The organism is Sunxiuqinia sp. sy24 (assembly GCF_052677165.1).
On the sequence record NZ_JBQYLH010000001.1, the window covers coordinates 329,557 to 343,231 of the forward strand.

The following is a 13,675-nucleotide window of genomic DNA, read 5'->3' on the forward strand; positions in this document are numbered from 1 at the left end:
CTTAAAATTTGTCTGTTTGTTGTTTGCCTTTCTCGGGAAGCAAGGCAAATTGATATCCTTTTTCTTTTAATTTCTTAATAACAACTGGCAGGGCCGGTTTTAAATTCTTCTGCGCCTTAATGGAGTCGTGAAAAATTAGGACCGATCCTGGACGCACAAAGTTAAGCACATTTTTCACAACGGTCTCGGGACCTATTTTGGCCTGATAATCACGGCTAATCAAGTCCCACATAACGACCTGATAGTTTTGGTTTAGCTGTCGGTACTGCGATTGGCGCATCCAGCCATGGGGTGGACGCATAAAAGCCGAATCGATGTAACCGGCCGCTTTTTCAACATTGGCCAAAAAAGTTTCATCTGTTTTTTTCAAGCCTTGCACATGGTTGAAGGTGTGATTTCCGGTTTGGTGTCCTTCAGCTTTGATTTGTTGGAACAAATCGGGATAGCGTTGAACATTTTCGCCTACGCAAAAAAAACAGGCCTTGATGTTTTCTTCTTTCAGCAGCTTCAAAACCCAAGGAGTGACTTCAGGAACCGGCCCGTCGTCGAAGGTCAGCACCACCTGTTTTTTATTCCCCGAAAGGCGCCATATAGCGTCGGGGAAAAAGCGGGTTGCCAACTTCGGGGGCCGTATTCTTGGGTCAACTCTTAGCATTAGTTAATGGTGCTGTATGCTTGAAAATACGTGTTGAAACTTTGTGTAATTTCTTTCGATAAATCTTCTTGTTTGTAGCGATTGGTGATCATGCTCATTTCGCGCATGAAATACATGATGCGCTGGATTTCCTGATCGATGGAGGCAATGAACTTCGAGTCAAGCGACAAGAAATAATCCATTTCCTGTTGGTACGATTCAAAGATTTCGCGGATGACAGCTGATCCTTTATCGATATTTCCGGCAGCCAGGTAATTTTCGGCCAGCTGCAGCGAGAAGTAATTGTAAGGAACCACCGCATGCGGAATCAGCTCCAGACTTTTATCCAACACCTGAATAGCGGAATCTTTTTTACCTTCCTGAACCAGGCTTTCGGCCAATCGGTTAAAGTTGTTGCGGATGTTCATCATCATACGCTGGTTGTTTTCATCGATGTAAACTTCCGGGTCATTCATATTTCCCCATTTGAAGTCGTACATCATATGCTGGTACATCCGGTTGGTATTTACGCTTCCGAAATACATCCCTGCTTGCTCTGTTTTAACGGGGGTGAACCGATAGGCGAAGCCGTCGAGCTGGAAATAATCCTGCAATCCCAGGTACTTGTCGCGTCCAACCGTTATGGCGTAATAAATGGGGCGTTTCCAGTTCGAATTGGCAATCATATCCAATACCATCAGTTCATCTTTGGTAATGTAGTTTTTGTTGCCAAAATCAATGTAGATGGTATCCACAATGGCATCGTACTGCGATTCTGGCACTACTTTATTTTTGATCACCGCTTCCTTGTCCACTTTCAAGAATAGTTTTTTCGAAGGAATGTAAGAGGCATTGTCGGCCTGCGCGAGCTTGGTTCTTGGGTTGTCATCTTTGACAAAGTCAAGCGCTTTTTTCAAATCAACAGCACCTTTAATTCTTGGGTCGTCCATCAGGTAGATGACATCCCGGTTGCCTTGAACGTACTGATCTTCTGTGAACGTGATCGGCAGTGGTTCGGAGTCGTAGGCCTGACGACGCATTTGGTCAATGTACCAGTCGGTTTGCAGGTAACTCAGGTTACACACCCGCAGGTCGGTCCGTACGCCTTCCACTTCCTGGTTGTACCATAAAGGGAAGGTGTCGTTATCGCCATTGGTGAAGATAATTCCGTTGGGCTCACAGCTATTTAGGTAATTGGCTCCAAAGTCGCGAGCGGTGTAGCGACCCGATCGGTCGTGGTCATCCCAGTTTTCGCTAGCCATGATGCCGGGAACCAGAATCAAGCTGACGAGCGAAACAGTAAGGGCACTAACCGTTTCTGGCATCCACTTTTTCAGGCTTTCAGTCAGACCAATTACGCCCAGTCCAATCCAGATGGCAAAAGCGTAGAAGGAACCGGCGTAGGCATAATCCCGCTCACGTGGCTGGTGTGGATACTGATTTAGGTAAACCACAATGGCAAAGCCAGTCAGGATAAACAAGAGGGAGACGACCCACATATCTTTTTTATTGCGCTGGTAATGGAAGAAAGCACCGATCAGTCCTAATAGCAATGGAAGGAAGTAGTAGGTGTTGCGCGCTTTGTTGTTGGCGTAAACGTCGGGCAAGTTAGACTGGTCGCCCAATCGGATTGAGTCAATAAACGGAATTCCGCTTAGCCAGTTACCACTCAGCACATCGCCATGTCCCTGGGTGTCATTTTGTCGTCCTGCAAAGTTCCACATGAAGTAGCGCAGGTACATGTGCGCCACCTGGTAGCGGATGAAAAATTGCAGGTTCTCGCCAAAGGTCGGTAGCTTAATGGTTTCCTGTTCTCCTTGCCGGTTGGTTATTTGTACTGTTCTTCCTTCGATACCCGCCCAGCTTTTATAGTCTTCAATATGGTTGGCCTGGCTGCTGTACATACGCGGGAAGATGGTGGTAAAACGCGAATCGTATTGCGGTTTCTGACGAATGTCAGAAACGACATATTTCCCATCTTTTTTGATGTAATACTGTTTGCCTTGCACATAGGGCGTTTGCGGATCGAGAGGTGTGTTGTAATGCTGGCCGGTTATCAGTGGCCGGTCGCCGTATTGTTCGCGATTCAGGTAGCCCAGCAGCGAAAATGCATTGTCGGGGCTGTTCTGATCCATCGGCGTGTTGGCCGACGAACGGATAACAATCATTGCGAAGGACGAATAGCCAATAACAATGACTGTGAAAGCCACTAATACGGTGTTCCACAGCACCAAATTCTTTTTTGTTGTGTAATGTATGCCATACACAATCAGACTGACGAGCAACAAGGCGTAAATAATGGCTCCGGTGTTGAACGGAAGTCCAAACCCGTTGACAAATAAAAGCTCAAACCAGGTGGCAATTGTGATAACACCCGGAATAATTCCATACATGATCACCCCTAAGAGGACCATGGAAATCAGCAAGCTGGCAATGATTCCGTTTCGGCTAACCCTATATTTTTTAAAATAATAGACAAATACGATGGCAGGGATGGCCAACAGGTTCAGCAAGTGAACACCGATGGAAAGTCCCATAAGATAAGCAATCAGGATGATCCAGCGGTTTGCCTGGGGTTGATCGGCTACATTCTCCCATTTTAGGATAGCCCAGAAAACAACAGCCGTAATGAGCGAGGATGTTGCATACACCTCACCTTCGACAGCCGAGAACCAAAAGGTGTCGGAAAAGGTATAAGCCAGGGCACCAACAACACCACTCCCGATAATAGACAGTGCTTGTCCGGTCGTATATTCATTCTCTTTTTTAACCAGCTTTTGAGCCAGGTGGGTGATGGTCCAGTACAGAAACAAGATGGTGAACGCACTGGCCAGAGCCGACAAGGCATTGATCATCATGGCCGCGTGGGCAGAATCGGCAAACAGGGTGAAAAAACGTCCGAGGATCATGAAGAACGGAGCACCGGGTGGGTGTCCTACTTCCAGTTTATACGAAGTTGTAATAAATTCACCACAGTCCCAAAAACTGGTGGTCGGTTCAATCGTCATTAAATAAACAACGGCTGCAACTAAAAACACCAGCCAGCCGGTAACATTGTTAATGAACTTATAATTTCTCATTCGTTAAAGATTTCTATTTAAGAGGTTTATTAAGTGTTTAAATTGTTCCTCGTTTGTTTGCATTACGCTCATCAGAGAACCAGGATTAACGCTTGTTTTAACCGCTTTTATTTTCACGTTTTTTTGATGTTTGCGAAGATAGTACATTCTTTGAACTCAGACTAATCAGAATATGAATTTAAGCGTTTTTAACAGCCTGCAAACAACGCTTCTTAACACTTTTTAAGAAGGTTCCCGGAGCAGAGATAAGCGCTTCCGCCTGTGAGTTGGAGCCTTCCGCGTTCGTCGGGGAGGTTTCCGGGTGTGAGGTGGAGCTTTCCGTGTGATTGAAAGAGGAAGGGGGTAGTGTTCATTAAACTGTGTATGAAACCGAAAAAAGCGGCAAGAAATAACTGGAACTGCTACATTTGACTGGACGGTGGGATAAGTATAATTTATTTACCTACATTATGAATGCTATGAGAAAGAAGTTTGACAAAGAATTTAGTCAGTATAAAGACAATAGTTTTCCAGGTTACGGGAATCCAAAGATGACGGATTTGGAGCGAGAAAATGCCCGCTTACAGAAAGAGTTTCGAGCAGCCAGAATGGAACGGGATATCCTAAAAAAGGCAATCAGCATCTTCTCCGTGAACGATGGGAAATCTACCAATTTATAAGTGATCACCGCAACCGGTTTTCTACCCGGATGATGTGTAAAGTATTCAAAATAAGTAAAAGCGGTTATTACCACTGGCTTCAGAATGGAGAGTCAAACCGCTGGAATGAAAAGCGAAAGTTATTGGTCGAAATTAAACGGATTTTTCAGGATAGTGGTCAAAGCTATGGAAGCCCGCGGATGAGCGAAGAACTTCGCGCCTTAGGACACAAGGTGTCACGTCCTCGCACGGCGCGAATTATGAACGCTGCAGGACTGCAAGCCAAGCGGAAACGAAAGTTCAAAGCGACAACCGACTCCAGACACAACTATCCGATCGCTCCCAACCTGTTAAACCAGAACTTTTCGGTTTCTGCCTCTGCCAAAGTTTGGGTTTCCGATATTACCTATATCAGAACCAACAAAGGCTGGATGTACTTGACTGTCATTATTGATTTGTTTGATCGTAAAGTGATTGGCTGGGCCATGAGCAAAGGCATGCGTGCGGAAGCAACAACGATTCCTGCATGGAGAATGGCCGTAAAGAATCGTTTGATTACGACTGAACTAATCTTTCATTCAGACCGTGGTATCCAGTATGCCTGCAATGCTTTCACCAATCTATTGGAACGCGAGCAGCTGGCTGCTCGCAGTATGAGCCGTAAAGGTAACTGCTGGGACAATGCTGTGGCCGAAAGCTTCTTTAAAACGATAAAAGTGGAGTTGGTCTATCAACGGAGCTTTCTCGATCAGGAACAAGCCCAATTATCCTTGTTTCGGTGGATCGAAACCTGGTACAACAAACGAAGAAGGCATTCGGCTTTAGGGTACAAAACAATAAACGAATTCGAACAACTAAATAATAATCAAAGGATAGCAGCGTAACTCTTAACTAGCCGCACAGTTTTTTATTTTCTTTATCAGTGCTTGTATTTCAGGTTAGCTGTAAAAATGATGTTATTGCTGATGTGCAGGATTATCTTTTACCACCAGCCACCACATCATCTTTAGGAGGTGTAATTGTTGGTTCTGGGCTTGATGTTTCTGAAAATGGCACGTTATGAATTGCCAGTGAAAACAATAATATTTCTGGGGAAAATAAAATTATTTTTCTCAGAAGCGGTCTTCTATCCAAAACGGAGATTTGGACAGCTAATCTTGATGGAACAAACCAACAAAAGATAAATATTTAGATTCCCGCAGATGCTGAAATTTATGAATTTACACTAAGTCCAGATAAGAGAGAAATAATTTTTATAGTAGAGGTAAGTGGATCAATGAACTCAGTATCTTTAGACACATACAAGTGTAATCTTGACGGATCGAATCTATCTAAAATCATCGAAGGGCCGTCTGGAAATGACGAATACACATACAATATGCTAACCTATTAGGTTGATCGAAAGAATTGGTGTTTTTCTATGGGATAATGTACACATTACGTATTTACGCCAGCTTAGAGAATGAATTGTGGATTGGAATCCGCGACACCCGGAGGGTAACCCCAAAAAGCAAGGAGCACCCTGTTCTGATGCCCTGCGTTTTCGCAAATCAAATTCAATAAATACGTACTGTCTTTATTGCTTCAAAGCCCGATAACCCAAATATAATTTGTGCATGTCTGCTTTAACCAGGAATTATGTCGTACCTTTTAGTTTTTTTACGGTTCATCGGTATTTCGTAAATAGAAATTTCACAGAAAGGGAAAGTGGATGTGTTTCTCGCCTGAAGCCAGTTTTGTCAGTGGGGCAGTCATTACAGTGATTGGTGTTGCGACTGTAAAAAAAGTACATCATCCGGCACAGCTTGTCTTTGCAATAATTCCTCTGTTTTTTGGGGTTCAGCAATTTGCGGAAGGTGTTTTATGGCTAAGGCTGCTCACTGACGGATCAGAAACAATACGGATATTTAGTACTTACTTCTTTTTGGTTATGGCCCAAGTCATCTGGCCGTCTTTAATCCCAGTCTCTGTCTTGTTGATGGAGAAAAATGAAAAACGGAGAAAGATCTTACGTGTGCTGCTGATTTTGGGTATGATTTTGTCCGGTTATTATGCCTTCTGTTTGATATCCTATCAGGTATCGCCACGAATTGTTTATTATCATGTTCAGTACAATAATGATTTTCCGAGTTTATTGGCGTTGCCTGCCTTTTGTTTATATCTGTTTGTAACCATCGTCCCTCTTTTTGTTTCAGAAGTCCGAAAAACTAAGTGGTTGGGTATTTTGATGCTGCTGTCGTGCGTTGTTACTATCGTGTTTTTCAGACAGTACCTCACTTCTGTGTGGTGTTTTTTTGCTGCCTTGATGAGTGGGGTGGTATACTGGATCCTTCACTCATCAAAGGAAAAATTTAAATTGGGTCGAATCGAATTCTGACCGCTGGTTCAACCCGGAAAGTTGTTCAAGCCCGCTAGCCAAAATTTGAGATACACGCTTTGTTTTTGTTCCATACAAAAGCAAGGGGCACCTTTTCAGATGCCCCTTCTTTCTTCCCAAATCAAATTTAAACTCAATAAATAGCCAATCTAAATCGAAGCGTTTTCCTCAATGGGATCTAAAAATAGTTTCATGTCTTCGTCAACGGTTGTGATTCCGGCAATGCCAAAGTTTTCGACCAATACGTTGGCTACATTGGGCGACAGGAATGCTGGTAATGTTGGTCCCAGGTGAATGTTTTTCACACCCAGGTAAAGCAAAGCCAGCAAAACAATCACCGCTTTTTGTTCGTACCAGGCAATGTTGTAGGCGATTGGCAAATCGTTGACATCATCCAGCTCAAAAATTTCTTTCAGCTTCAGGGCCACTACAGCTAATGAATAGGAGTCGTTACACTGTCCGGCGTCGATGACGCGAGGGATACCGTTGATGTCGCCTAAAGGCAATTTGTTGTAGCGGTACTTGGCGCAACCGGCCGTCAGAATTACGGTATCTTTCGGCAGCTTCTCGGCAAACTCGGTATAGTAATCGCGGCTCATCATGCGCCCATCGCAACCGGCCATGACAAAGAATTTGCGGATAGCACCGGTTTTTACGGCTTCAACAATGGGTTCGGCCAGTTCGAATACTTGGTTGTGTGCAAATCCACCAACGATTTCGCCGCTTTCAATTTCGGTTGGAGCTGCACATTTTTTTGCATGCTCAATAATCATGGTGAAGTCTTTCATCTCACCTTCTTTGCGATCCGGGATATGGATGGCTCCGGTTAAGCCGCTGGCTCCGGTGGTGTAAATGCGGTCTTTGTAGCTTGCTTTGTCCATTGGTGGAACGATGCAGTTGGTGGTGAACAGGATGGGGCCGTTGAAAGATTCGAACTCCTCTTTTTGTTTCCACCAGGCATTTCCATAGTTACCAGCCAGGTGGCTGTATTTTTTGAATTCCGGGTAGTAGTTGGCTGGCAGCATTTCGCTGTGGGTGTACACATCCACGCCAGTTCCTTCGGTTTGCTTCAGCAAATCGTCCAGGTCTTTCAGGTCGTGTCCCGAAATCAGGATGGCCGGATTGTTACGCACACCAATGTTTACTTTGGTTACTTCCGGATTTCCGTATGAGCTGGTGTTGGCAGCATCCAAGAGCGCCATTACATCTACGCCGAATTTACCGGTTTCCAAAGTGAGGTTGACCAATTCATCCACCGAAAGATCTTTGGTAGTTGCGGCTAGTGCTTCTTGCAAGAAGTCGAAAATTTCCTGTTTCTCATGCTTCAGGTTGTAAGCGTGCTCGGCGTAGGCGGCCAATCCTTTCAATCCATAAATAATCAGCTCTTTCAGCGACCGAATGTCTTCGTTCTTTTCACTTAAAATACCTACTTCCTGGGCTTTGGCTTCAAACTCTTCGCCAGTTTTTGCTGTCCAGTGCACCGATTCGTGCTGGCTAATGAGCAGACTGGCATCGGCCACTTTTCCTTTTAGTTCGTCGCGGAACTTCAGCGCTTTTTTGATGCGGATGACAAAGGACGTGTGATCGAAGTTAGCATTGGTAATGGTGCTAAACAGACCATCAAAAATGACTTTATTGGCTTTGGCATCGGCCTTACCAACAGTTTTTAATTCGGTATTTAAAATTGAAATTCCTTTCAACACAAAAAGCAAGGTGTCTTGAAGGTTGGCTACATCGCTTGGTTTTCCACAAACTCCTTTAATGGTACATCCAATTCCTTTTGAAGCCTCCTGGCACTGAAAACAAAACATATTTTCCATAACTAAACGCTATTTTTTCTGATTAAATAATTTTTTATTTGATGGTGGTGACGACAACGCGAAGATGCTTTTCCGAACTTGTCCCGGAATCTTTCTTGGTTAACGAATAGCTGCTCGCTAGTTGGAGATCCTGAAACACGTTCAGGATGACTCTATTCGCTGTTTGATGCAGCTCTGCCATAAATTTATATTGATTTTGGGGTGACAAAAGAAGAGACCGGGATGCAGTATTCCCGGCCACTACTTCTTAAATCCATTCCTCGGCTAAAACATCCCCTCTTATTCCAACTACAATTTCTTTTACCGGCACTTTGCGACTTGCCCGGTCAATGGAAATTTGCACCAGTTGCGATAAACCTCCGCAGCACGGCACTTCCATAACCACTACGGTGATGGTGTTGACTTTGGATTCATCAATCAGTCGGACTAATTTTTCGACATATATTTCTTTCCCCTGGTCCAGTTTTGGGCAGGCGATCACTAATTTCTTCCCTTTGATAAAGGTGTCGTGAAAACTTCCGTGTGCAAAGGCTGCACAGTCGGCAGCCACCAACAGGTCGGCCCCTTGAAAGTAGCTCGCAGCGGGGTTGATGAGGTGCATTTGCACGGGCCACTGCTGCAGTTCCGATTGTCCGCTGTGGCTTACTGTTGCTTGCGGAGCCATCATAAAGGCTGGTTTTTCGAAGCTTACCGGAGCAGACCCGGGGCATCCACCGCCACAACCACTACTTTGCTCTTGCCCCTGGGGTTTGCTGTTATGCACTTCACTAATGATGGCCGATACATTCACATTAATCTCCTCCTCATTGGCCTTCAGATAACGAACAGCTTCCTGTAAAAATCCGGTTTCACCATGATCTTTCAGATGTTTCAGGTGAGCGATCAACAAATTTTCGCCTTTCGGAATCATCTGCTTAATCACCGTCACTTCATCGTATTCTTCGGCTTCGCGCTTCTCAATCTCGATAGCTCCCTGCGGGCAATGCCCCAGGCATGCACCTAGTCCGTCGCACATCAACTCGCTGATCAATCTGGCTTTTCCATCGATAATCTGCAATGCGCCTTCGTGACAATTGGGGATACATAATCCGCATCCGTCACACAACTCTTCATCTATTTTTACGATTTCTCTGATCATCTTTTCCTATGTTTGATGCAACAAATGTAGCTAGTCCGTGTTGGGAGAATTGTATCAAATGTTACAAACTTGGTTTTTTTATGCTGAATTATGATTTATTAAGCCGATCGCCTATTTTCAGGGGGCTGACGCCGGAGCAGCTGACCACGATTTTGCAGGGGGTGCATTATCAGATCCGAAATTTTGAGAAAAACGAGTTGGTGGTGCATGCTGGTGATGAGTGCAACCGCTTGTTTATTGTTTTGAGAGGAAGTGTGAAAGGGGAAATGGCTGACTATACCGGGAAAACGATCAAAATTGAAGATATTGAAGCTCCACGGCCTTTGGCTGCTGCTTTTTTGTTTGGGCAGAACAACCGGTTTCCGGTGACAGTGATTGCCAACGAGCAGGTAAGCTTGCTGAGTATTGAGCGGGTTGAGTTCCTCAAGCTGTTGCAGCATGATTCACAGATTCTGACCAACTACCTGAATTCGATCTCTTCGCGGGCGCAGTTCCTGTCGCAGCGCATGAAGTTCTTATCGTTTAAAACCATTCGGCAAAAGATAGCGCACTATCTGCTTGATTTGGCCGGCGATCGACTGGCGGTGGTGGAGCTACCCTTGTCGCAGGCCCAACTGGCTGAGTTTTTCGGGGTGACACGCCCATCGCTGGGCCGTGCCATGGGCGAGCTGGATCAGGAAGGTTATATCGAAGTGCAACGCCGAACGGTGCGCATTCTGGATAAGCAAAAAATGAACGACTTGCTAAAAGGCTAAGGGGATGTTTAACGGATTGGTGTAACTACTTGCGTTTAAGTTATAATTAACACTGGTAGTAAATAAATACTAATCTGTCGTTTATTCTGTAGTTTTGTATGAAAAGGAAAAAGATGGAATGTATTCAGCATGGAGAAAAATCATTTTTGAAATTTCGTAAATTAACCGAATCCGGTATTTTTCATTTTTCGTCGACCCGAAAAGGGTGGGGAGGCAATGGTCAATCGCGCTTTACCGGGGATCCGCCTGAAAGGTACCAATCATATAGACAAGAACTGGCTAACGCTTTTCAATTTGATCCGGCTCAATTGGTTATTCCGCGGCAGGTGCACGGTACTCGGGTTGCGGTGGTTAATGAACTTACGGTGGCTGCTGATTTAGACGAAACCGACGCTTTAATTACCAATCAGCCCCATTGTTGCGTCTGTGTGCAAACAGCCGATTGCGTTCCAATTTTGCTTTATGATCCAGTGCAGCAGGTGGTGGGAACTATTCATGCCGGCTGGCGGGGAACTGTTGGAAAAATCGCTAGTAAAACGGTGTATGAAATGCAACGTCATTTTAACACCATGTCGGAAGACCTGATTGCCGGCATTGGTCCATCCATCCACTTGCATGCCTATGAAGTAGGGGAGGATGTGATTCGGGCGGTGCGCGAAAGATTGCCCAATTACCGCAAATTGTTAAAGCCCTCTACCTCTAAGGGGAAAGCCTACTTTGATTTATGGGAAGCCAATAAGAGCCTTTTAATGACAGCGGGTGTTCCCGAGGAACAAATCGAACTTATGGGATTTTGTTCCTTTTCCCACCAGTCGCTTTTTTATTCGGCACGACGTGATGGAACCGATACCGGGCGAATGATTTCCGGGATAATGTTGGCAAAATAATTATCTTTACGCCGATATTTTTTTCGTGAACAGCAGGTGGCATCACCCTGCCTAAAAAAATAAAAAAATGCACAACGAACTACTGTGGCTGGTTATGTTACTGGCCAATTTCCTGTTAATTATAGCTGCCTATAAATTCTTTGGAAAATGGGGATTGATCATGTGGATTCCCATTTCAGTCATTGTGGCCAACATTCAGGTTATTCAAACCGTTGAACTGTTTGGACTGGTGGCTACCTTGGGCAATATTGTTTATGCAACGTCTTTTTTGGTGACTGATATTTTATCGGAGAATTACGGGCGTGAAGATGCGAAAAAGGCCGTATGGATCGGGTTTTTCAGTTTGATTTCCATGACTATGCTGATGAACCTGGCGCTTTATTTTTTCCCGTTGAAAGGGGATACGTTTGCCGGAACTACACACGAAGCTTTAAGCACTATTTTTAAGATGATGCCGCGAATAATGGTTGCCAGTCTGGCTGCTTATCTGGTTTCACAAAGTCATGATATTTGGGCTTTTCATTTTTGGAAAAAACGCTTTCCAACAACTCGTCAGTTGTGGTTGCGCAACAACCTGAGCACGATGGTTTCGCAATTGCTGGATAGTGTGGTGTTTACGATCATTGCTTTCTGGGGCGTGTTTGAAATGAGCGTGCTGTGGGAGATCCTGATCACAACTTACTTGCTAAAATGGGCCGTAGCCGCGGCAGATACGCCTTTTGTCTATTGGGCCAGAGCCATTCAGAAGAAAGGGAATTTTGTGATGCACTAAGGCGCTATCTGTTTTTTTTTTGCGAAGAGCGCCTCTGCTGTTCTTCAGTTCGTGGCATTGTCTTTCTTTTGGGACTTGCAAAACATACTCAAATGCAGTTATTGGCGCGTCGTCTGACGGTTCTGTTTTTTTGGCCAACCATTTCATTATTTTTAGGTGTTGAAAATAAAATTCAGCGGCTGATAAAAATAGTTTTATGATGATCTAAAACTAATTATTTTAGCACCTTAAAGTTTGACTGAAAAATACGACCTATGAAGATATTTAAATTTGGCGGAGCCTCGGTAAGCTCTGCAAGTGCGATCCAAAATGCCGCGTCAATTATTGAGCGGTTTCCAGGGCAAAAGGTCATTGTGGTCTCGGCTATGGGCAATACCACCAATGAGTTGGAGGAGTTGGTGAAGAGCTACTTCAATAAGGGAAAGAAAAGTCTGGAGGTGTTTCAGCGTATTTCAGATTATCATGCTGGTATTATTGCCGACTTGGGCTTAGGCGAAGACGATCTGGGGCAGGTGAAGCAGCTGTTTGCTTTGCTGAACCAGCGGCTGTCTGAAAGTCCGTCGCTTAATTTCGATTACGAGTATGACCAAATGGTTTGCTACGGGGAATTGATTTCTACAGCTATTATTTCGGCCTACCTGAATAAGCGCGGTCTGAAAAACCAGTGGATGGATATCCGTCAAAGCTTACGTACCGATGACACGCACCGCGAAGCGCTTGTGGACTATAAATGGTCAGAGATGCTCATCAATAATAATTTTACTTTTAAGGATGTTGACCTTTATATAACGCAAGGTTTCATTGGGTCAACCAATACCAATCAAACAACCACGCTAGGGCGGGAAGGATCCGATTTCACGGCGGCCATTTTGGGTAATTTGTTGAATGCCGAAAGTGTAACTATTTGGAAAAATGTTCCTGGCGTTTTAAATGCCGATCCGGTCGATTTTCAGGATACGGTTAAGCTGGAAGAATTATCATACAAGGAAGCGATTGAGCTGGCTTATTCCGGTGCAAAAGTTATTCACCCCAAGACGATTAAGCCCCTGCGAAATAAACGAATTCCACTCTTGGTTCGTCCGTTCGATTTTCCGGATCAGGCCGGTACCATGATTCACGATGTGGATCACCAATTGGATTTGGTACCCATTTTTATTCTGAAGAAAAAACAGGCCCTGATCACCTTGTCGCCTTCCGACTTCTCCTTTATTGGAATCGATCAACTGTCGGAGGTGTTCAGCTTATTTAAAAAGCGCCGGATAAAAGTGAACCTGATCCAGCAATCGGCTATTGACCTTTCGCTATGTATTGATGAACCTGAAGTGGGTTTGGAATCTTTGGTGATGGAGTTACGTAAAGAGTTCGATGTGCTTTATAATACCGATTTGATTTTGGCAACCATCCGTTTTTATAACAACGATGCCATGACGAAGATGAAGCAGGACCGACAACTCTTTTTGGAACAAAAAAGCCGGCGTACTGCACGTTTGGTGCTGAAATAGCAACCGGCTAGGTTTTGTTGGTCTAAAACGAATCAAGCAGATAAGAACATTGATCTGTGGCCCGTTCTATTT

General features: G+C 44.5%; 9 protein-coding genes and 1 pseudogene. 6 read left to right on the forward strand and 4 right to left on the reverse strand.

The features are described from left to right. Position 1 precedes the first annotated feature (1 nt). Together ACUNWA_RS01315 and ACUNWA_RS01320 are read right to left on the reverse strand one after the other, a co-directional pair. Positions 2–655: a polysaccharide deacetylase family protein gene (locus ACUNWA_RS01315; RefSeq protein ID WP_445590069.1), complete on the reverse strand. Its 654-nt coding sequence runs from the start codon at positions 653–655 to the stop codon at positions 2–4. Continuing rightward, positions 655–3,714 (reverse strand): protein O-mannosyl-transferase family, encoded by a 3,060-nt coding sequence (locus ACUNWA_RS01320; protein ID WP_445590070.1) that lies wholly within the window; start codon positions 3,712–3,714, stop codon positions 655–657. The genes ACUNWA_RS01315 and ACUNWA_RS01320 overlap by 1 nt, the downstream gene beginning before the upstream one ends. 446 nt (positions 3,715–4,160) lie before the next feature. Between ACUNWA_RS01320 and ACUNWA_RS01325 the strand changes: the two are divergent. Both ACUNWA_RS01325 and ACUNWA_RS01330 read left to right on the forward strand, forming a co-directional pair. After that, positions 4,161–5,236, forward strand: a pseudogene (locus tag ACUNWA_RS01325) (IS3 family transposase); the annotation flags it as partial. Between the two features lie 827 nt (positions 5,237–6,063). Beyond that, entirely contained in the window at positions 6,064–6,729 is a 666-nt protein-coding gene (locus ACUNWA_RS01330) for a DUF6629 family protein (protein ID WP_445590071.1), read from the forward strand. Positions 6,730–6,878: 149 nt separating this feature from the next. Here the strand turns inward: ACUNWA_RS01330 and hcp are convergent, their stop codons facing one another. Both hcp and ACUNWA_RS01340 read right to left on the reverse strand, forming a co-directional pair. After that, complete coding sequence (gene hcp / locus ACUNWA_RS01335) at positions 6,879–8,549, reverse strand: hydroxylamine reductase (protein WP_445590072.1); 1,671 nt, start codon at positions 8,547–8,549, stop codon at positions 6,879–6,881. Positions 8,550–8,796: 247 nt separating this feature from the next. Further along, positions 8,797–9,687, reverse strand: coding sequence for an ATP-binding protein (locus ACUNWA_RS01340; RefSeq protein ID WP_445590073.1), 891 nt, complete (start codon positions 9,685–9,687; stop codon positions 8,797–8,799). An 80-nt stretch (positions 9,688–9,767) separates the two neighbouring features. Here ACUNWA_RS01340 and ACUNWA_RS01345 point away from each other — a divergent pair, with 80 nt between their 5' ends. The 4 genes from ACUNWA_RS01345 (at position 9,768) to ACUNWA_RS01360 (ending at position 13,603) form a co-directional block, all read left to right on the forward strand. Then, positions 9,768–10,442 carry a Crp/Fnr family transcriptional regulator gene (locus ACUNWA_RS01345; protein ID WP_445590074.1) on the forward strand — a complete coding sequence of 225 codons (675 nt, stop codon included), beginning with the start codon at positions 9,768–9,770 and terminating at the stop codon, positions 10,440–10,442. Between the two features lie 113 nt (positions 10,443–10,555). Continuing rightward, positions 10,556–11,329, forward strand: coding sequence for a peptidoglycan editing factor PgeF (gene pgeF, locus ACUNWA_RS01350; RefSeq protein WP_445590075.1), 774 nt, complete (start codon positions 10,556–10,558; stop codon positions 11,327–11,329). 67 nt (positions 11,330–11,396) lie between these two features. Further along, entirely contained in the window at positions 11,397–12,101 is a 705-nt protein-coding gene (locus ACUNWA_RS01355) for a queuosine precursor transporter (RefSeq protein WP_445590076.1), read from the forward strand. A 254-nt stretch (positions 12,102–12,355) separates the two neighbouring features. Continuing rightward, on the forward strand, positions 12,356–13,603 hold the full coding sequence (locus ACUNWA_RS01360) for an aspartate kinase (protein WP_445590077.1): 1,248 nt from the start codon (positions 12,356–12,358) through the stop codon (positions 13,601–13,603). The last annotated feature ends 72 nt before the right edge of the window (positions 13,604–13,675 follow it).